Source organism: Streptomyces sp. NPDC060049, assembly GCF_042736715.1.
Lineage (GTDB): Bacteria > Actinomycetota > Actinomycetes > Streptomycetales > Streptomycetaceae > Streptomyces.
The window spans coordinates 24,546-48,112 of the sequence record NZ_JBHWVV010000014.1 but is presented as its reverse complement, the minus strand read 5'-3'; the positions used below and the strand labels follow the sequence as shown (position 1 = coordinate 48,112).

Annotated in this window: 22 protein-coding genes, 1 tRNA gene and 1 pseudogene; 11 read left to right on the top strand and 13 right to left on the bottom strand. The window is 71.6% G+C overall.

The window, feature by feature from the left end:
- Nucleotides 1–61 precede the first annotated feature (61 nt).
- The 4 genes from paaC to ACFWBY_RS25110 all read left to right on the top strand — a co-directional run bounded on the left by paaC (nucleotide 62) and on the right by ACFWBY_RS25110 (nucleotide 3,659).
- A complete protein-coding gene (gene paaC / locus ACFWBY_RS25125; protein WP_385340467.1) occupies nucleotides 62–742 on the top strand; it encodes a 1,2-phenylacetyl-CoA epoxidase subunit PaaC in 681 nt (226 codons plus the stop codon).
- Nucleotides 736–1,275: a 1,2-phenylacetyl-CoA epoxidase subunit PaaD gene (gene paaD / locus ACFWBY_RS25120; RefSeq protein WP_385340404.1), complete on the top strand. Its 540-nt coding sequence runs from the start codon at nucleotides 736–738 to the stop codon at nucleotides 1,273–1,275. The genes paaC and paaD overlap by 7 nt, the downstream gene beginning before the upstream one ends.
- A complete protein-coding gene (locus tag ACFWBY_RS25115) occupies nucleotides 1,276–2,418 on the top strand; it encodes a 2Fe-2S iron-sulfur cluster-binding protein (RefSeq protein WP_385340406.1) in 1,143 nt (380 codons plus the stop codon).
- A gap of 98 nt (nucleotides 2,419–2,516) precedes the next feature.
- Complete coding sequence (locus ACFWBY_RS25110; protein ID WP_385340408.1) at nucleotides 2,517–3,659, top strand: acyl-CoA dehydrogenase family protein; 1,143 nt, start codon at nucleotides 2,517–2,519, stop codon at nucleotides 3,657–3,659.
- Nucleotides 3,660–3,667: 8 nt separating this feature from the next.
- Here ACFWBY_RS25110 and ACFWBY_RS25105 read toward each other — a convergent pair whose 3' ends face one another.
- The 6 genes from ACFWBY_RS25105 to ACFWBY_RS25080 all read right to left on the bottom strand — a co-directional run bounded on the left by ACFWBY_RS25105 (nucleotide 3,668) and on the right by ACFWBY_RS25080 (nucleotide 9,431).
- Complete coding sequence (locus ACFWBY_RS25105) at nucleotides 3,668–4,012, bottom strand: rhodanese-like domain-containing protein (protein WP_356652752.1); 345 nt, start codon at nucleotides 4,010–4,012, stop codon at nucleotides 3,668–3,670.
- Between the two features lie 129 nt (nucleotides 4,013–4,141).
- On the bottom strand, nucleotides 4,142–5,005 hold the full coding sequence (locus ACFWBY_RS25100; protein WP_385340409.1) for a J domain-containing protein: 864 nt from the start codon (nucleotides 5,003–5,005) through the stop codon (nucleotides 4,142–4,144).
- Nucleotides 5,006–5,140: 135 nt separating this feature from the next.
- Nucleotides 5,141–6,574: a DUF2252 domain-containing protein gene (locus ACFWBY_RS25095; RefSeq protein WP_385340411.1), complete on the bottom strand. Its 1,434-nt coding sequence runs from the start codon at nucleotides 6,572–6,574 to the stop codon at nucleotides 5,141–5,143.
- A gap of 199 nt (nucleotides 6,575–6,773) precedes the next feature.
- The gene (locus tag ACFWBY_RS25090; RefSeq protein WP_385340413.1) at nucleotides 6,774–7,433 is read right to left on the bottom strand and encodes a response regulator; all 660 of its coding nucleotides are present in this window, start codon (nucleotides 7,431–7,433) and stop codon (nucleotides 6,774–6,776) included.
- An 8-nt stretch (nucleotides 7,434–7,441) separates the two neighbouring features.
- Nucleotides 7,442–9,151 carry a sensor histidine kinase gene (locus ACFWBY_RS25085; protein ID WP_385340415.1) on the bottom strand — a complete coding sequence of 570 codons (1,710 nt, stop codon included), beginning with the start codon at nucleotides 9,149–9,151 and terminating at the stop codon, nucleotides 7,442–7,444.
- 197 nt (nucleotides 9,152–9,348) lie between these two features.
- Nucleotides 9,349–9,431, bottom strand: a tRNA-Leu gene (locus ACFWBY_RS25080).
- A 292-nt stretch (nucleotides 9,432–9,723) separates the two neighbouring features.
- Between ACFWBY_RS25080 and ACFWBY_RS25075 the strand changes: the two genes are divergently transcribed.
- From ACFWBY_RS25075 to pknB, 6 genes are all read left to right on the top strand, one after another.
- Nucleotides 9,724–10,596 (top strand): FhaA domain-containing protein, encoded by an 873-nt coding sequence (locus ACFWBY_RS25075; protein ID WP_385340417.1) that lies wholly within the window; start codon nucleotides 9,724–9,726, stop codon nucleotides 10,594–10,596.
- A gap of 10 nt (nucleotides 10,597–10,606) precedes the next feature.
- Complete coding sequence (locus ACFWBY_RS25070; RefSeq protein ID WP_385340419.1) at nucleotides 10,607–11,110, top strand: FHA domain-containing protein; 504 nt, start codon at nucleotides 10,607–10,609, stop codon at nucleotides 11,108–11,110.
- Between the two features lie 147 nt (nucleotides 11,111–11,257).
- Nucleotides 11,258–12,736, top strand: coding sequence for a PP2C family protein-serine/threonine phosphatase (locus tag ACFWBY_RS25065; RefSeq protein WP_385340421.1), 1,479 nt, complete (start codon nucleotides 11,258–11,260; stop codon nucleotides 12,734–12,736).
- A gap of 31 nt (nucleotides 12,737–12,767) precedes the next feature.
- Complete coding sequence (locus tag ACFWBY_RS25060; RefSeq protein WP_385340423.1) at nucleotides 12,768–14,192, top strand: FtsW/RodA/SpoVE family cell cycle protein; 1,425 nt, start codon at nucleotides 12,768–12,770, stop codon at nucleotides 14,190–14,192.
- The gene (locus ACFWBY_RS25055) at nucleotides 14,189–15,655 is read left to right on the top strand and encodes a peptidoglycan D,D-transpeptidase FtsI family protein (protein WP_385340425.1); all 1,467 of its coding nucleotides are present in this window, start codon (nucleotides 14,189–14,191) and stop codon (nucleotides 15,653–15,655) included. Before ACFWBY_RS25060 ends, ACFWBY_RS25055 begins: the two co-directional genes overlap by 4 nt.
- A gap of 215 nt (nucleotides 15,656–15,870) precedes the next feature.
- Nucleotides 15,871–17,898, top strand: a complete 2,028-nt coding sequence (gene pknB, locus ACFWBY_RS25050; RefSeq protein WP_385340426.1) for a Stk1 family PASTA domain-containing Ser/Thr kinase — start codon at nucleotides 15,871–15,873, stop codon at nucleotides 17,896–17,898.
- Between the two features lie 234 nt (nucleotides 17,899–18,132).
- On the opposite strand, the gene ACFWBY_RS25045 is transcribed toward pknB, so the two are convergent.
- The 6 genes and pseudogenes from ACFWBY_RS25045 to ACFWBY_RS25020 form a co-directional block, all read right to left on the bottom strand.
- Complete coding sequence (locus tag ACFWBY_RS25045; protein ID WP_385340427.1) at nucleotides 18,133–18,849, bottom strand: class E sortase; 717 nt, start codon at nucleotides 18,847–18,849, stop codon at nucleotides 18,133–18,135.
- 10 nt (nucleotides 18,850–18,859) lie between these two features.
- Nucleotides 18,860–19,726: pseudogene (locus tag ACFWBY_RS25040) on the bottom strand (class E sortase); the annotation flags it as partial.
- Nucleotides 19,708–20,346: an aminodeoxychorismate/anthranilate synthase component II gene (locus ACFWBY_RS25035; protein ID WP_385340429.1), complete on the bottom strand. Its 639-nt coding sequence runs from the start codon at nucleotides 20,344–20,346 to the stop codon at nucleotides 19,708–19,710. The pseudogene ACFWBY_RS25040 and the gene ACFWBY_RS25035, both read right to left, overlap by 19 nt.
- Nucleotides 20,343–20,543, bottom strand: a complete 201-nt coding sequence (locus ACFWBY_RS25030; RefSeq protein WP_162688402.1) for a hypothetical protein — start codon at nucleotides 20,541–20,543, stop codon at nucleotides 20,343–20,345. The genes ACFWBY_RS25035 and ACFWBY_RS25030 overlap by 4 nt, the downstream gene beginning before the upstream one ends.
- Nucleotides 20,544–20,608: 65 nt before the next feature.
- A complete protein-coding gene (locus ACFWBY_RS25025; protein WP_385340431.1) occupies nucleotides 20,609–21,361 on the bottom strand; it encodes a class E sortase in 753 nt (250 codons plus the stop codon).
- Nucleotides 21,330–22,106 (bottom strand): DUF881 domain-containing protein, encoded by a 777-nt coding sequence (locus ACFWBY_RS25020; RefSeq protein WP_385340432.1) that lies wholly within the window; start codon nucleotides 22,104–22,106, stop codon nucleotides 21,330–21,332. Before ACFWBY_RS25020 ends, ACFWBY_RS25025 begins: the two co-directional genes overlap by 32 nt.
- 91 nt (nucleotides 22,107–22,197) lie before the next feature.
- Between ACFWBY_RS25020 and crgA the strand changes: the two genes are divergently transcribed.
- On the top strand, nucleotides 22,198–22,452 hold the full coding sequence (gene crgA / locus ACFWBY_RS25015) for a cell division protein CrgA (RefSeq protein ID WP_385340433.1): 255 nt from the start codon (nucleotides 22,198–22,200) through the stop codon (nucleotides 22,450–22,452).
- A 162-nt stretch (nucleotides 22,453–22,614) separates the two neighbouring features.
- Here the strand turns inward: crgA and ACFWBY_RS25010 are convergent, their stop codons facing one another.
- Complete coding sequence (locus ACFWBY_RS25010) at nucleotides 22,615–23,508, bottom strand: rhomboid family intramembrane serine protease (RefSeq protein WP_385340435.1); 894 nt, start codon at nucleotides 23,506–23,508, stop codon at nucleotides 22,615–22,617.
- Between the last annotated feature and the right edge of the window lie 59 nt (nucleotides 23,509–23,567).

Genomic DNA, 23,567 nt, shown 5'->3' with positions numbered 1-23,567 from the left:
TGGGGCCTCGGGCGCCGACGCCGTCCCCACGGCCGCCGTCCTCGCCCTCGCCGACGACGCGCTGATCCTCTCCCACCGCCTCGGTGAGTGGGCGGGGCACGCGCCCGTCCTGGAGGAGGAGGTCGCCCTGGCCAACATCGCCCTCGACCTGCTCGGCCAGGCGCGCGTCCTGCTGTCGATGGCCGGCGACGAGGACGAGCTCGCGTTCCTGCGCGAGGAGCGGTCCTTCCGCAACCTCCAGCTGGTCGAGCAGCCCAATGGCGACTTCGCCCACACCATCGCCCGCCAGCTCTACTTCTCGCTCTACCAGCACGAGCTCTACGGTGAGCTCGCCCTCGGGGACGGCCCGTTCGGGCCGCTCGCCGCGAAGGCGGTCAAGGAGACGGCCTACCACCGCGACCACGCCGAGCAGTGGACGCTGCGGCTCGGCGACGGCACGCAGGAGAGCCGGGCCCGGATGCGGGCCGCGCTGGACGCCCTGTGGAAGTACACCGGGGAGATGTTCCGGCCGGTGGACGGGCTCGACGGGGCCGACGGTGTGGACTGGGCCGCGCTGGAGGGCAGGTGGCTGTCCGCGCTGGGCGGCGTACTGGAGCGGGCCGGGCTGGAGCTGCCCCAGGGGCCGCGCCACGGCGCCTGGGCCGCGGGAGCAGGCCGGCAGGGGCTGCACACCGAGTCGTTCGGCCGGCTGCTCGCGGAGATGCAGCACCTGCACCGCAGCCACCCGGGGGCGTCATGGTGACCCAGGGCGGCACCAGGGCCGAGGCCGGGACCGGCGCCGACGCCGGGCTGACCCGGCTGGAGGTGGAGCTCGCCGAGCTGGCCGGCTCCGTCCCCGACCCCGAGCTGCCCGTGCTCACCCTCGCCGAGCTCGGCGTGATGCGCGGGGTCCGGATGCACGAGGACGGACACGTCGACGTCACCCTCACCCCCACCTACACCGGCTGCCCGGCGATCGAGGCCATGTCGGCCGACATCGAGCGGGTCCTGACCGATCACGGCATACCCGACGTCCGGGTGCACACGGTCCTGGCCCCCGCCTGGTCCACCGACGACATCAGCGCAGAGGGCCGCCGCAAGCTGGCCGAGTTCGGCATCGCCCCGCCGCGGCCGCACTCCGCCGGCGGGCCGGTCCCGCTCACCCTGTCCGTCCGCTGCCCCCACTGCGGATCGACCGAAACCGAGCTCCTGAGCCGGTTCTCCTCCACCGCATGCAAGGCGCTGCGCCGCTGCACCGCCTGCCGTGAACCGTTCGACCACTTCAAGGAGCTGTAGATGGCCGTGTCACCGCCGTCGCCCACGCTGGGGTCCGCGAGCCCGGCGCGCCCCGCGCGCCACGGCGCGTTCCACACTTTGACGGTGGCGGCGGTCGACCGGCTCACCGAGGACTCCGTGGCGCTGACCCTCACCGTCCCGCCGGAGCTGAGCTCCGAGTACCGGCACGCCCCCGGCCAGCACCTCACCCTGCGCCGGCAGTCACCCGACGGCTCCGAGGTCCGCCGCACCTACTCGATCTGCTCGCCCGCCCCGGCGGCCGACGGCCCGGGCCCGACGGCGCTGCGGGTCGGGGTGCGCCTCGTGGAGGGCGGCGAATTCTCCACGTTCGCGCACAAGCAGGTCGCGGTCGGGGACGTGCTGGACGTGATGGTCCCGGCCGGGCGGTTCGTCCTGGACCCGGCGGCGGCTCCGCCCGCCGCGCACTACGCCGCGATCGTCGGCGGCAGCGGGATCACCCCGGTGCTGTCGATCGCCGCCACTCTCCTGGCGGCCCGGCCCGACGCCCGGTTCTGCCTGGTGCGCAGTGACCGCAGCGCGGCCTCGACGATGTTCCTGGAGGAGGTCGCCGACCTCAAGGACCGCTACCCCGACCGGTTCCAGCTGGTCACCGTCCTGTCCCGGGAGGAGCAGGAGGCCGGGCTGCCCTCGGGGCGGCTCGACGAGGAGCGGCTGACGAAGCTGCTGCCCGCGCTGCTGCCGGTCGCGGAGGTGACGGGCTGGTTCCTGTGCGGGCCGTACGGGCTGGTGACGGGCGCCGAACAGGCGCTCGGCGCGCTCGGGGTCCTGCGGACCCGGGTCCACGAGGAGGTGTTCCACGTCGAGGACACCGCCCCGCCGGCACCTGTCGCTTCGGCCGCCGCCACCCACGGCCGGGTCACCGCGCGGCTCGACGGCCGCTCGGGCACCTGGCCGGTCCGGGAGGGCGAGTCCCTGCTCGACGCGGTGCTGCGGGCCCGCGCGGACGCCCCGTACGCCTGCAAGGGCGGAGTGTGCGGCACCTGCCGGGCGTTCCTGGTGACGGGCGAGGTGCGGATGGAGCGCAATTTCGCCCTGGAGGAGCAGGAGACGGAGGCCGGGTTCGTACTGGCCTGCCAGTCCCACCCGGTGTCGGAGGAAGTGGAGATCGACTTCGACCGCTGACGGGCCGCCCGCGTCGCCCCCTGTCCAATTTCAGGAACGTGTTCTATCTTGACGCACCGTCAGAGAGAACACGTTCCGGGCACGCGGGAGGACAGGCAGTGGACTTCACCTTCACCGAGGAGCAGCAGGCCGCCGTCGAGGCGGCCCGGGCCGTGTTCGCGGACGTCGCCCCCGACAGCGTGCCGAGCCCCGCGCTCACCCCGCGCGCCGTCGCCGAGGAGTTCGACCGCGGACTGTGGGCCAAGCTCGCCGGCTCCGACCTGCTGAGCCTGGTCCTCGCCGAGGAGCACGACGGCGCCGGACTCGACGCCATCGCCCTGTGCCTCATGCTGCGCGAGGCGGGCAGGGTCCTGGCCCGGGTGCCGCTGCTGGAGCACTGCGCCACCGCCATGGCCGTCCAGGCGCACGGCAGCCCCGAACTGGCCGCCGCCCTGCTGCCGGGCGCCGGGCGGGGCAGCCTCGTGCTCACCGTCGCCGCGCACGGCCGCACCGGCCACGACCCGGCCGAACTGGCCGTCACCGCTCGGCGGGACGGCGCGCAGTGGGTCCTGGAAGGGGTCCAGACCTCGGTCGCCTGGGCGCACAGCGCCGACTGGATCGCCGTCCCCGCCCACACCGGACAGGGCGAGGCCGTCCTCGCGTTCCTCCCCCGCCTCAGCGACGGCGTGACCCTCGCCGAGCAGTACTCCACCAGCGGGGAACGGCTCGCCGAGGTCACCCTCGACGGCGTACGGATACCGGCCGAGCACCTCGTCGGAACCCCGGGCGCCTGGGACCACCTGCGCCAGCTCCTGGCGACCGGGACCTGCGCGCTCGCGCTCGGCCTGGGCGAGGGCGTCCTCACCATGACCAGCCGGTACACCAGCAAGCGCGAGCAGTTCGGCTTCCCGGTGGCCACCTTCCAGGCGGTCGCCGTCCAGGCCGCCGACCGCTACATCGACCTGCGCGCCATGGAGGTCACCCTCTGGCAGGCCGCCTGGCGGCTCGACGCCGCGACGGGCGGAGCGGGCGGCCCGCTGCCGAGCGCCGGAGACGTGGCCGTGGCGAAGATCTGGGCCTCCGAGGGCGTACGGCGCGTCGTGCAGACCGCGCAGCACCTCCACGGCGGCTTCGGCGCCGACACCGACTACCCGCTCCACCGCTACCACGCGTGGGCCAAGCAGCTGGAGCTCCAGCTCGGCCCGGCCGCCGTGCACGAGGAGGCACTGGGCGACCTGCTGGCCGCTCACCCCCTCGCCTGAGGCACCCGTCAGACGACGAAGCCCGGGGCGCCCGCGTCGGTGACGACCGGGCGGCCGGCGGCCTCCCAGTCCTGCATGCCGCCGTCCACGTTCACGGCGTCGATGTCCTGGCCCCGCAGGTACTGGGCCACCTGGGCGGAACGCCCGCCGACCCGGCACATCACGTACACCGGGCGGTCGTCCTCGATCTTCTCGGTCAGCTCACCGATGCGCGCCACGAACTCGCTCATCGGGATGTGCAGCGCGCCCTCGGCGTGCCCGGCCGCCCATTCGTCGTTCTCCCGAACGTCGAGGACGAAGGCCTCGGAGGGCAGTGCGGAGGCGGCCACCGAGGGAAGCGGTCCGGAGTTCATGTCTGTCGCCTTCTCTCGTCACGGATAGGTGAGCCAACCTATCCGACCTGTAAGACCTGCCCGCCCGTCCCGAGCCGCTAGGCCGGAAGGGTCCACCGGGTCGCGGCGGCGCGCAGGGCCGTCGGCGTCTCACTCCGCGGCGAGCGCCGCGAGCTCCGCCTCACGCTTCTCGACGTCGCCGAGCAGCTGCTCGGCGATCTCCTCCAGCAGCCGGTCCGGATCGTCCGGGGCCATCCGCAGCATCGACCCGATCGCGCTGTCCTCCAGCTCCCGAGCCACCACCGACAGCAGTTCCTTGCGCCGCGCGAGCCACTCGAGGCGCTCGTACAGCTCCTCGCTCTCGCTCAGCCGCGGCTCGGCCGGCGCCGGGCCCGCCGCCCACTCCTGCGCCAGCTCGCGCAGCAGCTGCTCCTCGCCGCGCCCGTAGGCCGCGTTGACCCGCGCGATGAAAGCGTCGCGCCGCTCGCGCTCGGCCTCGTCCTGGGCAAGGTCCGGATGCGCCTTGCGGACCAGCTCGCGGTAGAGGCGGCGCACCTCCTCCGAGGGGCGCACGCGCTCGGGCGGCCGCACCGCGCGGTCGGTGAGCATCGCGGACGCGTCGTCGGACATCCCGTCGGAGTCCAGCCAGTCGTGGAACAGCTCGTCCACGCCGGGCATCGGCATCACCAGCGAGCGGGCCTCGCGCGCCCGGCGCAGGTCCTCCGGGTCCCCGGTGCGCGCGGCCTTCGCCTCCGCGATCAGGGCGTCCAGCTCGTCGAGCCGCGCGTACATCGGGCCGAGCTTCTGGTGGTGCAGGCGGGAGAAGTTCTCCACCTCCACCCGGAACGTCTCCACCGCGATCTCGAACTCGATCAGCGCCTGCTCGGCGGCCCGCACCGCGCGCTCCAGGCGCGCCTCGGGCCGCTCGTCGGCAGCGGGGCCAGGACCTTCGCCGGGTCCAGGACCTTCACCGGGGCCGGGCTCGGACGCTTCGGGAACTGTCTGCTCGCTCACCCGGCCAGCCTAAGGCCCGCCCGCCCGGGTGTTTCACGTGAAACATCACCCGGGCGGACTCGGAACGGGCTCGGGCCGGGCCCACCCGGGCTCCAACCGGGCTCGGGCCGGGCTCCAACCGGGCTCGGGCCGGGCTCAGACCCCGGACTCCGCCGCGATCCGCCCGGACCGCACCGCCGCCACCAGCACGGCGTGGTCGCCCTCGCTCCGGTCGGCGTAGGCGACGGCGAAGCCGGCCATCGCCTCGTCCAGCTCGTCGTTCTTGCCGCAGTAGGCGGCCAGCAGCCGCGGATCCGCGCTGTGCGCATGGGCGCGCGCCAGCAGGGCTCCGGTCATCCGCCCGTAGTCGTCGAACTGCTCGACGGCCAGCGCCGCCGGGTCCACGCTGCCCTTGCGGTTGCGGAACTGGCGCACCTGGAAGGGCCGTCCCTCGACCGTCGTCCAGCCCAGCAGGATGTCGGAGACCACCTGCATCCGCTGCTGCCCGGCCACCACCCGACGGCCCTCGTGCTCCTCCGGAGCGGAGACGAAGCCGAGCCCGGGCAGGTACGGCAGCAGCGCCGAGGGCCGGGCCTCCTTCACCTGGAGGACGAGCGCCTCGCCCCGGTGGTCGAGCAGCAGCACCACGTAGGAGCGGGTGCCGACGCTGCCGGTGCCCACCACCCGGAAGGCCACGTCGTGGATCGCGTACCGGGCCAGCAGCGGCTGCCGGTCCCCCTGGAGCGTCTCCAGGTACGGGCCCAGCGCGGCCGCCACGGCCGCCGCCTCCCCGTCCCCGACCCGGCGCAGCACCGGCAGCGCGTCCACGAAGGCCCGGCCCCCGTCCGGCGCCGCCTCGGTGGACTTGGCGGCGAACCGCGCGGACGTGTTGTTCCGGGCCTTCTCGGAGACCCGTTCCAGCGTGCCCAGCAGGTCCCGGGCATCGGCGTGCGAGACGAGCTCCTCGTCCGCGATGGCGTTCCAGGCGTCCAGGGCAGGCAGTTTGGCCAGCAGTCGCATGGTGCGGCGGTACGCCCCCGCGGCGTCGAGCGCGGCCGCCCGGCAGGTGTCCTCGTCGGCGCCGGCCACCCGCCCGGCCAGCACCAGTGAGGTGGCCAGCCGCTTGAGGTCCCACTCCCAGGGGCCGAAGACGGTTTCGTCGAAGTCGTTGAGGTCGATGACCAGGCGGCCGCGCGCGTCCCCGTACAGGCCGAAGTTGGCCGCGTGGGCGTCCCCGCATATCTGTGCGCCGATTCCCGTCACCGGGCCGCCGGAGAGGTCGTGCGCCATCAGCCCGGCCGCCCCGCGCAGGAACGCGAAGGGGTTGGCAGCCATCCGGCCGACCCGTATCGGCGTCAGTTCGGCGACCCGGCCGGCATTGGACTCCTCCACCGCCCGCACCGCGTCGGGGCGGTCGGCCGGGGCCTCGAACCGCGCGTGCGCCGCCCGGGGCACGCGCGTGCGCAGCGCCTTGCCGGCCGCCCGGGGAGAGCCTTTCGCCGGCCCGGCGGCGACGCGCGGCGCGAACCCCTCGACCTCCGGGATCCGCTGCCGCGGTGCCACCACGCGCTGTCCGGGTTCCGCCGTCATGCCGTCCGCCCCCTGCTCGCCATCGGTTTTCGGCCCAGACCGTACTAGTGCCGCGAACGGCCGAGTCCACCGGGGCACGCCCCGCGGACCGCAACCTCCGGCGCCCGGCGCTCCTTTCGCAGTCCCGGTGGCTAGGCCGGAAAGGTCCACCGGGTCGCGGCGCCGGCACGGCACTAGAGCCAGGCACTAGAGCCCGGCACTAGAGCCCGGCGTCCCTGGCCAGCAGGGCCGCCTGGACCCGGTTCTCGCACTCCAGCTTCGCCAGGATCCGGCTCACGTACGTCTTCACCGTCGCCTCGCTCATGTGCAGCCGCCGCCCCGCGTCCGCGTTCGAGAGCCCCTCGCCCAGCAGGGCCAGGACCCCGCGCTCGCGCTCGCTCAGCTCGGCCACCCGGCGCCTGGCCTCCTCGGCGCGGCCCGTGGACCGGCCGGACGCCAGCTGGTCCACCACGTGCCGGGTCGCCGCCGGAGACAGGTACGCGTCCCCCGCCGCGGCCGCCCGTACCGCGCCGATCAGCTCGCCGGGCGCCGAGTCCTTCAGCAGGAACCCCGCGCCACCCCCGCTCAGCGCGCGCAGCACGTTCTCCTTCTCACCGAAGGTGGTCAGGATCAGCGCCCGCACCTGCGGAGCCGCCCGCCCGAGCTCGGCCAGTGCCGTCAGCCCGTCCATGACCGGCATCTGGATGTCCAGGAGCACCACGTCCGGCCCGTGCGCCCGGGCCAGCTCCACGGCCTCCCGGCCGTTCGCCGCCTCGGCGACGACCTCGATGTCCGCCGCCGAGGTCAAGATCATCCTGATCCCGGCCCGGATCAGCGGCTCGTCGTCAGCGATCACCACGCGGATCACCTGCGCTGTCATCCGTGCTCCTACTGCTCGGCCTGGTACGCCTGCTTCTCGACGAGCTTGCCGTCCTTGAAGCAGAACCGGAAAACGCTGTCGCTGCCCAGGCCGGAGTCGTCGTCCGCGAGCAGGGCCAGACACGTCGCGCCCGGCGGACGCGGCGGCCCCTTCCGGTCGAGCCCCTCGGTCAGGATGCTGTCGCCGCTGGGCAGCCGCGGACGCACCGCGTCCTCCGCCTCGCCCACGCGGATGCTGTCGTACTCGGCCCGGCTGAGCGTCGCGTCGCCCACCGAGCCCACGAGCAGGGCCACCGCGGCCCCGATGACGATCAGCAGCACCACCACGGCCGCGACCGCGATCCCGCAGCCCAGCGCCACGCTCCCGGACCGGCCGCTGCGGCTGAGCAGCTTCCGGTCGACGGCTGCCCAGTCGATCGGCGCCGATCCGTCGGCCGGCGGCCGGGCCCGCAGCTGCTGTCCGAAGTCGTCCGCGACCTCGTGCGGCACCATCTCCCGCAGCCCGGCCTCCTGCGCCCCGGCCGGCTCCGTCCCGTACGGGAGCACCCCGGCGACGCGGAAACCACCGCCCTCGGCGGCTCCCGCGTAGACCATGCCGCCGACCAGCCGGGCCCGTTCGCGCAGCCCCGTCAGCCCCTGCCCGCCGGAGACCACCTCGCCGGCGCCGGGGCCCGCCGCGGGGCCGTTGGCGATCTCCACCACCAGGGAGTCGTCCTCGTAGCGCAGTTCCACCGTGATCGGCGCACCCGGAGCGTGCTTGTAGGCGTTGGTCAGCGCCTCCTGCGCGATCCGGAAGGCCGCGTGGTCGCACGCCGCGACCAGCGGCCTCGGCCGCCCCGCCGTCGTGAGCCGTACGTCGGTCCCCGCGCTCCTCGCCGCCTCCACGATCCCGGCGATGCCCGCCACCCCGCGCGCGGCCGGCTGCGCCTCCTCCACGGGCTCCGGGCCCTCCACCCCGTCCCGCAGGATGCCGACGACCTCGCGCAGCTCGTGCATGGCCGCGACCGAGGCCTGCCGAAGGACGCCGACCGCCACGCGCTGCCGGTCGGTCAGCACCGGATCGACCTCCAGCGCACCGGTGTGCACCGAGATCAGCGCGAGCTGGTGGCCGAGGCTGTCGTGCATGTCCTGGGCGATGCGCTGGCGTTCGCGCAGCCTGGCCTGCCCGGCGACCATCGCCCGCTCGCGCAGCAGCTGGGCGTTGCGCTCCTGGAGGGCCCGCAGCAGCGTGTTGCGCTGGGACCAGTAACGGCTGGCCAGACCGGGCATGACGACCGTGGCCAGGAACATCAGGGCGCCGAAGACGACGATCAGCACCGGCCGGCCCTGCGACCACTCCTTGACCACGTTGAGTACGACCGCGGCGACGAAGGCGGCGGTGAACGCGCCGAGCGCCCGGCCCACGCCCACGATGCGCCGACCCGCGGACCAGCCGAGCGGGATCGCCACGAGGAACGCCCCGGGCAGGTACACGCCCACCGCCGAGCCCACCACCAGCGTGAACACCGGCAGCCGCCGCCGCAGCAGGACGAGCACCACCACGGCCACGACACTGGTCAGCATCCTCGCGGCGGAGCCCTTGTCGAGCTCCTCGACCCCCAGCCCGAGCAGCGCCAGCACACCGGCCAGCGCCAGGTCCCCGGCCAGCATCCGCCGCGTCCAGGGCTCGGGCCCCTTCAGCCAGAGCCATCCCGCACGCGTTTTCGCCGTCACATCCACGCGACCGACCCTAGACACCGCCGTCCGGCCCGCGCTGCTCTCTTTCGTCGCGTCCTGCGCGACGAAAGTCTGACGGCCCACCTCCACCCCCACGGGTGTTTGTCGCCCGCACCTCCGAGGGATACGTCACCCGAGCCGGACCCGGAACAACGCGAAACGGCCGCCATCGCTTTCGCGATGACGACCGTTTCGTCAAGTGGGCGAGGGGGGATTTGAACCCCCACGTCCCGAAGGACACTGGCACCTGAAGCCAGCGCGTCTGCCGTTCCGCCACTCGCCCGAGCGGCTACCAGTGGATCTTCCCTTGCGGGCCGTTCCCCTGGCGACATCGGAACATTAGCACGGGGGACGGGGTGGATTCACATCGCTTTCCGTGCCCCCGGGAGGCCGCCCGTGGACGGCCCCTCCCGCACTCGGCTCCAGGTGCGGGACACTGTCCCCGGGGCCCCCCTACCATCGCTTGTGAGGACCAACACTCCTGCGCTCGTGACCGATGGGGAACCACCCGAATCCGCCATGCGTGGATACGATCAGTAAGCAGTACAGGGCGACAACGACGGAGGAGGTGCCCCATGGGAGTCCTGAAGCGGTTCGAGCAGCGACTCGAAGGTCTGGTGAACGGCACCTTCGCCAAGGTGTTCAAGTCCGAGGTCCAGCCGGTGGAGATCGCGGGCGCCCTCCAGCGGGAGTGCGACAACAACGCCACCATCTGGAACCGGGAGCGGACGGTCGTCCCGAACGACTTCATCGTGGAGCTGAGCACGGGCGACTTCGACCGGCTGAGCCCCTACTCGGGCCAGCTCGGCGACGAGCTCGCGGGCCTCGTCCGCGACTACGCCAAGCAGCAGCGCTACAGCTTCATGGGCCCCATCAAGGTGCACCTGGAGAAGGCGGACGACCTGGACACCGGGCTCTACCGGGTCCGCAGCCGCACGCTCGCTTCCAGCACCTCCCAGGCCCCGGGCCAGCCGGCCCAGGGCCCGAGCCAGGGTCAGGGCCCGGGACAGGGCCGCCAGGCTCCGCCGGCCCAGCCCGGCGGCTACGGCTACCCGCCGGTCGGTGCGCCGCCGATGCCTCCGGGCCCGCCCCCGGGCGGAGCCGGCGCGCGTCGGCCGGCTCCCGGCGGCCAGGCTCCCGCACCGCCCGTGTCCCCCGGGGGCGCCGTCCGGCGCCACTGGATCGAGATCAACGGCACCCGCCACCAGATCTCGCGCCCCACGCTCGTACTCGGCCGAAGCACCGAAGCCGACGTGCGGATCGACGACCCCGGCGTCTCGCGCCGGCACTGTGAGATCCGGACCGGAACGCCCTCCACGATCCAGGATCTCGGGTCCACCAACGGCATCGTGGTGGACGGGCAGCACACCACCCGCGCTACGCTCCGCGACGGTTCGCGGATCGTCGTGGGCAGCACCACCATCATTTACCGGCAAGCCGAAGGGTGAAGCGGGGGCAATGTCAGAGCTGACCCTGACGGTCATGCGGTTGGGTTTCCTGGCCGTTCTGTGGCTGTTCGTCATCGTGGCCGTACAGGTCATCCGCAGCGATCTCTTCGGTACGAGAGTCACGCAGCGCGGTTCCCGGCGCGGCGGGAGCGCCACCGGCGCTCCCCAGCAGCAGGGCCGCCAGACCGCGGCCCCACCGCAGCAGCGCCAGCGCCGCGGTGCGCCCACCAAGCTCGTCGTCTCCGAGGGCACCCTCACGGGTACCACGGTGGCCCTCGCGGGGCAGACGATCACCTTGGGGCGCGCCCATGACTCCACGATCGTGCTGGACGACGACTACGCCTCCAGCAGGCATGCCAGGATCTACCCCGACCGTGACGGTCAGTGGATCGTCGAGGATCTCGGGTCCACCAACGGCACGTATCTCGACCGGACCCGGCTGACCACCCCGACGCCCATTCCGCCGGGCGCCCCGATCCGCATCGGCAAGACCGTCATCGAGCTGCGGAAGTAGTACGAGAATGAGCGAGCGGAGCGAGCGAGCCGCAGCGGTCCGTCCCACCGGGGACACGGACCCGCGCGCGCTCCCGACCGGAGGGTGGGCAGTGTGGCTCGAGACCGGTTGTACCCGGAGGCAGCGTCATCGACAGGGCAGGTGCGCATGAGTCTGTCCCTGCGGTTCGCCGCCGGATCGCACAAGGGCATGATCCGCGAGGGCAACGAGGACTCCGGCTACGCCGGGCCGCGTCTCCTCGCGATCGCCGACGGCATGGGCGGCCAGGCCGCCGGTGAAGTCGCCAGCTCCGAGGTGATCTCCACCCTCGTGCAGCTCGACGACGACGTACCGGGCTCCGACATCCTGACGGCCCTCAGCACGGCCGTGCAGCGGGCCAACGACCAGCTGCGCTCCATGGTCGAGGAGGACCCCCAGCTCGAGGGCATGGGCACCACGCTCACCGCCCTGCTGTGGACCGGCCAGCGCCTCGGGCTGGTCCACGTCGGGGACTCCCGCGCCTACCTGCTCCGCGACGGCATCCTCACGCAGATCACCCAGGACCACACCTGGGTGCAGCGCCTCGTCGACGAGGGCCGCATCACCGAGGAGGAAGCCACCACGCACCCGCAGCGCTCCCTCCTGATGAGAGCGCTCGGCAGCGGCGACATCGTGGAACCCGACCTCTCCATCCGCGAGGTCCGGGTCGGCGACCGCTACCTCATCTGCTCCGACGGGCTCTCCGGCGTGGTCTCCCACCAGACCCTGGAGGAGACCCTCGCCGACTACCACGGCCCGCGCGAGACCGTGGCCTCGCTCATCCAGCTCGCGCTGCGCGGCGGCGGCCCCGACAACATCACCTGCATCGTGGCCGACGTCCTCGACACCGACAGCGGCGACACCCTGGCCGCGCAGGTCAACGACACCCCGGTCGTCGTCGGCGCGGTCGCCGAGAACCAGCACCACCAGCTCTTCGACGGCGGCAACGCCATGCAGACGCCCGCCGGCCGCGCCTCCGGGCTCGGCCGCCAGGCCGCCCCGCCCGCCGGCGCCTTCGGCCCCCCCGGCAGCGGAGAGGCCCCGGGCTACGGCGGCTACGGCGCCCAGGGACAGGGCGCGGGAGCCGGTGGCGGGTACGGCGGCTTCGGCGATGCCGACCCGTACGACAACGACGCGGCGTACGAGGACACGTACGACCACCCGCGCAGGCGGCGCGGCAAGGGCCGCAAGTGGACCACGCGCACGCTGACCCTGCTGGTCGTCCTCGGCGTCCTCGGCGGCGGCCTGTACGCGGGCTACCGCTGGACGCAGACCCAGTTCTACGTCGGCGTCAAGGGCGAACACGTGGCGCTCTTCCGCGGCATCAGCCAGAAGCTCGGGCCCGTGGCGCTCTCCAAGGTGGAGACCGACCGCCCCGACATCGAACTGAAGTACCTGCCGGCCTTCAAGCGCAAGCAGGTCGTGGACACGATCAGCGAGAACAGCCTCGACGGCGCCCGCACGAAGATCGACCAGCTCGGCATCCAGGCCTCCGCGTGCAAGAAGGACGAGGAGCGCCGCACCGCCGAGGCACAGGGCAACCAAACGCCGGGCCCCGTCCTGACTGCCGAGGAGCAGCAGGTCGTCAGCCAGTGCGAGAAGCAGTAGACACAAGCGGGCACAGGGGGCCTGCCACACCATGAGCGTTGTCACCAACACGACCACCATCGGCGCCATCGAGCTGCCGAGCCGGCGGAACACCGAGCTCCTGCTGCTCGCCTTCGCCGTGGTCATCCCGATCTTCGCCTACGCCAACGCGGGCCTGTCGATCCACGGGAAGCTGCCCCCGGGCATGCTCACCTACGGGCTCGGCCTCGGCGTCCTCGCCGGCATCGCCCACCTCGTCGTGCGCCGCTACGCCAAGTACGCCGACCCGCTGCTCCTGCCGATCGCCACGCTCCTCAACGGGCTGGGCCTGGTGCTGATCTGGCGCCTCGACCAGTCCACGCGGCTGCAGAACACGGCCAAGCGGATCTACGGGGTGTTCTCCGACTCCGCGCCCCGGCAGATGCTGTACACGGCGCTCGCCATCGCGCTGTTCGCGGGCGTGCTGATGGTCCTCAAGGACCACCGCGTGCTCCAGCGCTTCACCTACATCTCGATGGCCGCCGCGCTGGTCCTGCTGATCCTTCCGGTCATCCCGGGCCTGGGCGCGGACGTCTTCGGCGCCAAGATCTGGATCAGCGTCGGCGGATTCTCCATCCAGCCCGGCGAGTTCGCGAAGATCGTCATCGCCGTCTTCTTCGCCGGCTACCTCATGGTCAAGCGCGACGCCCTGGCACTGGCCAGCCGCCGCTTCATGGGCCTCTACCTGCCCCGCGGCCGCGACCTCGGCCCGATCCTGATGATCTGGGCCATGAGCCTGCTCGTCCTCGTCTTCGAGAACGACCTCGGCACCTCGCTGCTCTTCTTCGGCATGTTCGTGATCATGCTGTACGTCGCCACCGAGCGGACCAGCTGGATCGTCATCGGCCTGCTCATGAGCGTGGGCGGCGCGGCCGTGGTCGGCGCCACCGCGAGCCACGTCAAGGCGCGCGTCACCGCCTGGCTCGACCCCTTCGCCTGCTACCAGAAGTCCGGCGCCTGCGAACAGGTCGGCCAGTCGATCATGAGCTTCGGCTCGGGCGGGGTCCTCGGTACCGGCTGGGGACAGGGCAACTCCGACCTCATCGGATTCGCCGCGAACTCCGACTTCATCTTCTCCACCGTCGGCGAGGAGCTCGGGCTCGCCGGGGTCATGGCCTTCCTCCTGCTCTACGGCCTGATCATCGAGCGGGGCGTGCGCACCGCCCTCGCCGCCCGCGACCCCTTCGGCAAGCTCTTCGCCATCGGCCTCTCCGGCGCCTTCGCGCTCCAGGTCTTCGTCGTCGCCGGCGGCGTCATGGGCCTCATCCCCCTCACCGGTATGACCATGCCCTTCCTCGCGTCCGGCGGCTCGTCCGTCCTCGCGAACTGGATCCTCATCGCCGTGCTCATCCGGATCAGCGACACCGCACGCCGCCCCGCACCGGCACCGGCACCGTCCCCCGACTCCGAGATGACCCAGGTGGTCCGCCCGTCATGAACAAGCCCCTGCGCCGCATCTCGATCTTCTGCGGGCTGCTCGTCCTGGCACTGCTCGTGCGGACCAACTGGCTCCAGTACGTCAAGGCGGAGGAACTGAGCACCCGCAAGGAGAACCGCCGGGTCCAGATCGCCCAGTACGCCACCGAGCGCGGCAACATCATCGTCGAGGGCAACCCGATCACCGGGTCCGCCGTCACCGACGGCAGCGACTACAAGTACAAGCGCACCTACACGGACGGCGCGCTGTGGTCCCCGGTGACCGGCTACGCCTCGCAGGCCTTCGGCTCCACGCAGTTGGAGTCCCTCGAGGACCAGATCCTGACCGGCAACGACGACCGGCTGTTCTTCGACCGCACCGTCGGCATGTTCACCGGCGAGAAGAAGCAGGGCGGCAACGTCGTCACGACGCTCAACGCCGCCGCGCAGAAGGCCGCGTTCGAGACGCTCGGCGACAAGAAGGGCGCCGTCGCGGCGATCGACCCGCGCACCGGCGCGATCCTCGCCCTGGTCAGCACCCCCTCGTACGACCCCTCCGTCTTCGCGGGCAACTCCAAGACCGACGAGAAGAACTGGGTCGAGCTCAAGGACAGCGAGGACAAGAAGCTGGTCAACCGCGCCCTGCGCGAGACCTACCCGCCCGGCTCCACCTTCAAGGTGGTCACCGCCGCCGCGGCCCTGGAGCACGGCGTGGTCCAGGACATCAACGCGGCGACCGACACCCCCGAGCCGTACATCCTGCCGGGCACCAAGACCCCGATGGTCAACCACGCCCCTGGGTGCGAGAAGGCCAGCCTCATCGAGGCCCTGCGCGTCTCCTGCAACTCCGTCTTCGCCAACATGGGCGACAAGGTGGGGCGGGACAACATGGTGAAGACCGCGGAGAAGTTCGGCTTCAACAACGACAAGATCGACATCCCGGTCCGCGCCTTCGCCAGCGTCTACGACAAGACCATGGGCAAGGACGGCAACGCCCAGAGCGCGATCGGCCAGTTCAACACCGCGGCCACTCCGCTGCAGATGGCCATGGTCACCGCCGCGATCGCCAACGACGGCAAGCTGATGAAGCCGCACATGGTCGACCATCTGACCGCGCCCAACCTCGACGTCATCGAGAAGCACGACCCGCAGGAGATGAGCCGGCCGGTCTCCGGGGACAACGCGAAGAAGCTCCAGGAGATGATGGTCAACGTCGTCGAGAAGGGCACCGGCGGCAACGCCAGGATCAACGGCGTCACCGTCGGCGGCAAGACCGGAACCGCCCAGCACGGCGAGGGAAACAAGAAGCGCCCCTACGCCTGGTTCATCTCCTACGCCGAGAACCCCGACGGCAGCTCGCCCGTCGCCGTCGCCGTCGTCATCGAGGACAGCGCCGCGAGCCGCGACGACATCTCCGGCGGCGGTCTGGCCGCACCCGTTGCCAAGGCCGTCATGCAGGCCGTATTGAAGAGCAACAAGGTGTGACGGAAGAGACCGACCACCACGAGAGAGCCGCAAGGGGCACACAGGTGTGATCCGGATCACCGATCCCGTCCGGATCCGTGCGTACGGTACCGGTCCGGTATCAGCCTGTGGTCACGAACCGATCACCGACGATCGGCCGGTAGCCTTTGCGCGAACAGCACACCGCCGGACCACACACGGGTGCGGTCGGGACTGACGGAGAGGGCTGCAACGAAATGGAAGAGCCGCGTCGCCTCGGCGGCCGGTACGAGCTGAGCCACGTGCTCGGCCGCGGTGGCATGGCCGAGGTCTACCTCGCCCACGACACCCGGCTCGGCCGTACCGTCGCCGTCAAGACCCTGCGCGCCGACCTCGCCCGCGACCCGTCCTTCCAGGCCCGGTTCCGGCGCGAGGCCCAGTCGGCCGCATCGCTCAACCACCCGGCGATCGTCGCCGTGTACGACACCGGCGAGGACTACGTCGACAACATCTCCATCCCGTACATCGTGATGGAGTACGTCGACGGCTCGACCCTGCGCGAGCTCCTGCACTCCGGGCGCAAGCTGCTGCCCGAGCGCACCCTGGAGATGTGCATCGGCATCCTCCAGGCGCTGGAGTACTCGCACCGCGCCGGAATCGTGCACCGGGACATCAAGCCCGCCAACGTCATGCTGACCCGCTCCGGCCAGGTCAAGGTCATGGACTTCGGCATCGCCCGCGCCATGGGCGACTCCGGCATGACCATGACGCAGACCGCCGCCGTCATCGGCACCGCCCAGTACCTCTCCCCGGAGCAGGCCAAGGGCGAACAGGTCGACGCGCGCTCCGACCTCTACTCGGCCGGCTGCCTGCTGTACGAGCTCCTCAGCGTCCGGCCGCCCTTCATCGGCGACTCACCGGTCGCCGTCGCCTACCAGCACGTACGGGAAGAGCCCCAGCCCCCGTCGAACTTCGACCCCGAGATCACGCCCGAGATGGACGCGATCGTGTTGAAGGCGCTGGTCAAGGACCCCGACTACCGCTACCAGTCGGCCGACGAGATGCGCGCCGACATCGAGGCCTGCCTCGACGGGCAGCCCGTCGCCGCCACCGCCGCCATGGGCGCGGCCGGCTACGGCTACCCCGACCAGAACCACGGTTACGGCCACCAGGGCTACGACCAGCCCACCACCGCCCTGCGCACCGCCGACCCGGGCCAGACCTCCATGCTCCCGCCGATGCCCCCGGGCGAGGGCGGTTACGGGTACGGGGACCAGGGCGGCTACGACCAGGGCGGCCACGGCCGCCGTCCGCAGAAGAAGAGCAAGGCCTCGACGATCCTGCTGGTGACCGCCGGCATCCTCGTCCTCGTCGGCGCGATCCTCATCGGACGCTCCCTCTTCAGCGGCGGCGCCGACAACCGTCCCGTGGTGCCCAAGCTCATCGGCGAAACCTTCGAGAACGCGCAGAAGAGCGGCGACAACCTCGGCCTCACCGTCCAGAAGGACGGCGAGATGGCCTGCGACGCCGCGCCCAAGGGCAGCGTCTGCGAGCAGAACCCGGCCGAGGGCACCAAGGTCGACAAGAAGTCCGTCGTGAAGGTGAAGGTCTCGACCGGCGCCCCCAAGGTCGCCGTTCCCGACGTCATCAACATGCCGGTCGCCGACGCCGAGAAGGCGCTCGTGGCCAAGAACTTCCAGGTCGAGAAGAAGCTCGTCGAGTCCGAGCGGTCCCCCGGCACCGTCCTCGACCAGAATCCGAAGAGCGGCAACGAGGCGGAGAAGGGCTCGGTCGTCACCCTCCAGGTGGCCAAGGAGCAGTCCAAGGCGAGCGTCCCGGACCTGCTGGGCAAGAACCAGCAGCAGGCCGCCAAGGCGCTCACGGACGCCAAGCTGAAGCTCGGCAGCGTCACGGAGGTGGACGCGCCCCCGGGCACGGCTCCGAAGACGGTGGTCCAGCAGGACCGCGTCGCGGGCGACTCGGTGGACGTCGGCTCGACGGTCAACATCTCCGTCGCCAAGGCCGTCCAGCAGGTCCAGGTCCCGAGCCTGGCCGGCAAGACGATCAACCAGGCGAAGGCGGAGCTCGCCTCCAAGGGCCTGGTCTTCGGCAACGTGCTGTCGGGCCCGAACGAGGGGAAGGCGATCGTCCTGTCCTCGGACCCCGGCCTCGGCCAGCAGGTCCCGACGGGCACGGTGATCAACGTCAACACCCTCCCCGGCGGGGGGCAGAACGGCGGCAACAACAACGGCGGCGGCGGCTTCTTCGGAGGCCTGGGCGGCTAGCCTCCGGCGATAGCAGCGCGAAAGGTCCGGCCCCTCTCGACGAGAGGGGCCGGACCTTTCGACAAGGTGAAGGTCCTGTCCGTGCGCCCTCAAGGGCTCCGACCTCTGCGTGGCCACCTGTGCCTTCATCCGCGAGTCCCTGGACAATCGCCGCCCAGGGAGGCGTCACGGACGTCCACAGGGGCCTCTGGAGGCCTGGAGCGCCGCAGTCCGGCTCCAGGTGCTCCGGTCCTCCTAGCGCAGCTCCACGGGGCGGGTGCGCTTGTCGTCCACCTTCTCGGTGCGGACCAGTTCGCCCCACACGATGTAGCGGTACTTCGAGGTGTAGACGGGAGTGCAGGTCGTCAGGGTGATGTAGCGGCCCGGAGCCGTCTTGCCCGACTCCTTGGGGACCGGGCTGATCGCGTCCACGTTGTACCGCGAGGTCTGCTTCAGCTCCGCGAAGACCTTGTACACGTACCAGGTGTCGCGGGTCTCGAACACGACCGCGTCGCCCTTGCCCACCTTGTCGATGTCGTGGAACTTGGCACCGTGTCCGTCCCGGTGCGCGGCCAGGGTGAAGTTGCCCGTCTCGTCCCACGGCAGCGCCGACTTGATCGGTTCCGTGTAGTACCCGGCGACGCCCTCGTTGATGACGTCGGACTGGGTGCCCCGCTTCACGAGCACCTCGCCGTTCTTCATCGCGGGCACGTGCAGGAACCCGATGCCGCCCTGGGTGTCGAGCGCCCCCGGCCCGGCGGCCGCGGACGGGGCCGGCGCCGGCTGTTGCCACTGTTCGCGGACCGCGTCGCCGCGCGCCGAGGCGTCCCGGTCCGCCAGGACGTTCGTCCACCACAGCGAGTACGCCACGAACAGGCCGAGCACTAGGCCCGCCGTGATCAGGACCTCGCCCAGCAGGCTCAGGAACCCCGCGAGGACGCTGCGGTTCGGGGGCGGTGCGGCACGTGACACTGCGAATCCTCTACGGGCTGGCCAGTTCGGGCGGAGCACCCTGGCTGCGCGGGCGTTCCGCGGTCATCCTGCCCCATACGATCAGCCGGTAGGTGCTGGTGAACTCCGGGGTGCAGGTGGTCAGGGTGATGTACCGGCCCGGGGACGTGAAGCCGGAACCGTCGGGCACGGCCTTGAGCACGGAGACGTTCTTGGTCGACGTCTGTGCCAGCTGCGAGGTCGTCTCGTACGTGTAGTACGTGTCCCGCGTCTCGACCACGATCTTGTCCCCCGGCACCAGCCGGTTGATGTAGCGGAACGGCTCGCCGTGCGTATTGCGGTGCCCCGCCAGCCCGAAATTGCCCTGGGCGTCGGACGGCATGGCCGACTTCACCGAGTTCTCGCCGCCGTCGTAGTGCCCGACCAGCCCCTTGTCGAGCACCTTCGGCTTGCTGATGCCCTCCGCCACCGGCACCTTCACGTCCAGCTTCGGGATGTGGAGGATCGCGAAGCCCTGGCCCGGTTCGAAGGCCGTCGCCACGGGCGGCGCTGCCGCCCCGTCCGCCCCGGCCGTCGCGTCCCCGCCGTGCTGCCAGTTCTGCTGGAGCGAGCCGGCCGCGTCCTGGGCCGTCCGGTCCGCGAGCAGGTTCGTGTACCAGATCTGGTAGACGACGAAGAGCAGCATCACCAGGCCCAGCGTGATGAACAGTTCCCCGCCGAGCCGGCTGGCGACCACCAGCGGGCCGCCCGAGGCGGGCCGCCTGCGCCGCCGGCCCCGGCCGCGGGTGCCCGTACGGGTACGGGCTCGCTTCGCGGCCTGCTGCGCCGCCCTGCGCCGCGCGGCCCGGCCCTCCGTGGGCGCGGACGGCGCGAGCGACGTCACGCGACGGCCTTGCCCACCACCGGGGCGAGCCCCACCGAGCGCTCCACGGCACCCTCGTCACCGCAGCGCACGAGCCAGTTCGCGAGCATCCGGTGGCCCCACTCGGTCAGTACGGACTCGGGGTGGAACTGCACGCCCTCGACGTCGTGCTCGCGGTGGCGCAGGCCCATGATGATCCCGTCCTCGGTCCGCGCCGTGACCTCCAGGGCGTCCGGGAGGGTCCGGGGCTCGGCGGCGAGGGAGTGGTAGCGGGTGGCGGTGAAGGGCGACGGCAGTCCGGCGAAGACGCCGAGGCCCTCGTGCAGCACCGGCGAGGTCTTGCCGTGCAGCAGTTCCGGGGCCCGGCCGACGACCCCGCCGTAGGCGACGGCCATCGACTGCATGCCGAGGCAGACGCCGAAGACCGGTACGCCCGTGTCCGCGCAGTGGCGGACCATGTCCACGCAGACGCCGGCCTCCTCGGGGGTGCCCGGGCCGGGGGACAACAGGACCCCGTCGAAGCCGTCCTGGGCGTGGGCGAGTGCGACCTCGTCGTTGCGCAGCACCTCGCACTCGGCGCCGAGCTGGTAGAGGTACTGGACCAGGTTGAAGACGAAGCTGTCGTAGTTGTCGACCACCAGAATGCGCGCGCTCACGGAGTGGCTCCCGATCCCTCGTCCACCGTCACATCGTTGAACGGGAGCAACGGCTCGGCCCACGGGAAGACGTACTGGAACAGCACGAAGACCACCGCGAGCACCAGCACGAGGGAGATCAGCACGCGTACCCACGCGTTGCCCGGCAAATGCCGCCAGATCCAGCCGTACATGCCGCCTGTGTCCTTTTCGTCCACGATCGTTCAACGCACCGCGGGGGCGGTACAGCCACAGCCTAAAGCCAGCCGCCCGGCGCGGAGGGTCACCTTGCCAAACCCTCGGGCCTTCCCTCCGCGACGGCCCGCGTCTCGGTCAGCTCGGCCCAGACGACGAGGCGGTGGCTGTGGCCCCATTCCGGGTCGCAGGTGGTCAGGGTCAGGTAGCGGCCGGGGCTGGTGAAGGGGGAGCGGCTCGGTACCGGGTCCACGACGCCGAGCTCGTCGGGCTGTACGCGCAGTGCCTCTCGCCGGACGGTGTAGGTGTACCAGGTGGTCGCGTCCTTGAGGATGACGGCGTCGCCGGGGCGCAGCCGCGGGATGTCCTTGAAGGGGTCGCCGTAGGTGCGGCGGTGGCCGGCCACCGCGAAGTTCCCCCCGCCCCCGAGCGCGGCCGTGCCGGTGTAGTGGCCCAGGCCCTTCTTCAGCAGCTCGGTGCCCGTGCCCTCCATGACCGGCTTGTTCCAGTCCGGGCCGAAGCGCGGGACGTACATCTCGGCGAAGGCCCGGTCCGGGGGGTAGCCGGCGGGCGCCGGGGGCGCCGGGACGGGGGCTGTGGCGGGCGTCGGGGCGGGCGCCGGGGCGGGGGCGGTGGCGGCCGCGGGGGCCGCCGCCCAGCGGTCGCGCATCCGGGCCATCTCGCCGTCCATGGCCTGGTCGGCCTTGACCCCGGTCCACAGCGTCACGTAGGCCACGAAGAGGACGATCAGGGAACCGGCGGTCAGGCACACCTCGCTGAACGTCCGTACCAGCAGGCGCAGTACGGCGTCACGGGGTGGCGGACTCCAGCGGCTTCGCATAGTGGAGGTCCACTGTGCCGGAGTACCCCGGCAGTGTCAGCGCCTTGTGCTCGTCCACTTTCCAGCCGAGCCCGTACGCGTTCACGTACAGCTGGTAGTTCTGCAGCGCCGGGGAGGCCGCGAGGGCCTTCTTCAGCGCGGCCGGGTCGCCGACGGCGCTCACCTTGTACGGGGGCGAGTACACGCGGCCCTGGAGGATCAGGGTGTTGCCGACGCAGCGGACGGCGCTGGTGGAGATCAGGCGCTGGTCCATGACCTGGATGCCTTCGGCGCCGCCCTGCCAGAGGGCGTTCACCACGGCCTGGAGGTCCTGCTGGTGGATGACCAGGTCGTTGGGCTGGGGCTCGGGCACGTTGGGGATGCGGGCCGTGGCGTTCGGCGGGGCGTCGTTCAGGGTGACGGTGACGCCCTTGCCGGTGATCTCCTCGGTGCCCGAGGCGGCGCGCAGCGCGGCCAGGCGGGCGTCCTCGGTCTTGGTGCTGCCGTCGTCGCGCTCGGCGAGGGCGTCGACCTGGCCGCGCACGGTCGCGGTGCTCTTCTCCAGGTCCAGATTGTTCTGGCTGCGCTCGTGGATCAGGTCCGACAGCTTGAGGAGCGAGGCATCCGTCCGGATGTTCGTACCCTTGGAGGTGTTGAAGCTGGTGACGAAGAGCAAGCCGGCCAGGGCGAAAACGGCGGCCGTCAGCAGCCGGACCGGTCTGGCACGGCGACGGGGACCCGCGGAGGAGTCGTCGGAATTGCTCAACGTACCCTTCTCCTTCAACGCCACAGGTCCACTACGCTAACGGACGCCCGGGGCAGGCAAGGTCCCCAGCGCATCGACAGGAGAGCCCCTCGTGCCGAAGTCACGTATCCGCAAGAAGGACGACTACACCCCGCCGCCCTCGCGGACGCCACAGACGATCAAGCTGACGAACCGCAGCTGGGTCGCTCCGGTCATGCTGGCGTTCTTCCTGGTCGGCCTGGCGTGGATCGTCGTCTTTTATCTGTCCGAGACCCAGCTTCCGATCGAAGCGCTCGGAAACTGGAACATTGTTGTCGGTTTCGGCTTCATCGCGGCAGGATTCGGCGTCTCCACGCAGTGGAAGTGACCGCGCCGAAGCACGGTGCAAGCCCCGCGGCACCCCCGCGATAGTGGCGTGGCGGCGGCGGCCGCGCAAGCTCTCCCCATGAGTTATCCACAGCGTCATCCACACCTGAGGAAAAGACAGAAGATCTGTGGATAACTCTGTGGAGAGTTGACGCCGGTGTGATCAGGTGAGTGCGGAAAGTTCGGCCGTCCGGACCGCGATCACGGCTGCGGCCAGCAGGAACACCGCCACACAGGTGCCCCACTGGACGAGTCCGCGTGTGCGGGCGTCCCCCTTGGGCGCGGGCCGCAAAAGGCCCAGCGCGAGCAGCGCACCGGTCACCAGACCGCCGACGTGGGCCTGCCAGGACACGGTGAGGCTGCCGCTCAGCGGCGCGAAGGTCAGCACCAGCATGAACACCACCACGGTGATCAGCGGACGCATCTCGTGCCGCATGCGGCGGGCCAGCACCACACTGGCGCCGAGCAGCCCGAAGACCGCCCCCGAGGCGCCGAGGGTCGCGACGTTCTGCGGGGTCAGCAGATAGACCAGGGCGCTGCCGCCCAGGGCGGAGAGCACGTACACCGTGAGGTAGCGGGCCCGGCCGAGCGCCTGCTCCAGCGGTCCGCCGAGGAACCACAGCCCGAGCATGTTGCCCATGAGGTGCCACCACTGGACGTGCAGGAACGTCGAGGTCAGCAGCCGGTGGTACTCGCCCGTGGCGACCCCTTCCGGCGGACCGCCGAGCTGCTCGTAGTACCGGCCGATGAGCTCCAGCTGGATCGCCAGCTCGGGGAGGGCGATCGCCGCGAGGTACACGGCCGCGTTGATCCCGATCAGGATCTTGGTGACCAGGTGCGGATCGGCGGCGACCACGCCGCCCGCGATGGTGCGCGGGGCGTTGGCGGCGGGCCCGCGGCCCCCTCCCGAGCCCTCGCGGACGCATGCGGGGCACTGGAAGCCGACCGAGGCGCTGATCATGCACTCGGGACAGATCGGCCGCTCACAGCGCGTACAGCGGATCCCGGTCCCGCGGTCGGGATGGCGGTAGCAGCCCGGAAGACGTTCGGTGTCCATCGGTCCCCTCGGTCGGCGGCCGGGCCCGGCGGATCCGCCGCGCCCTCCGGTACGTATCG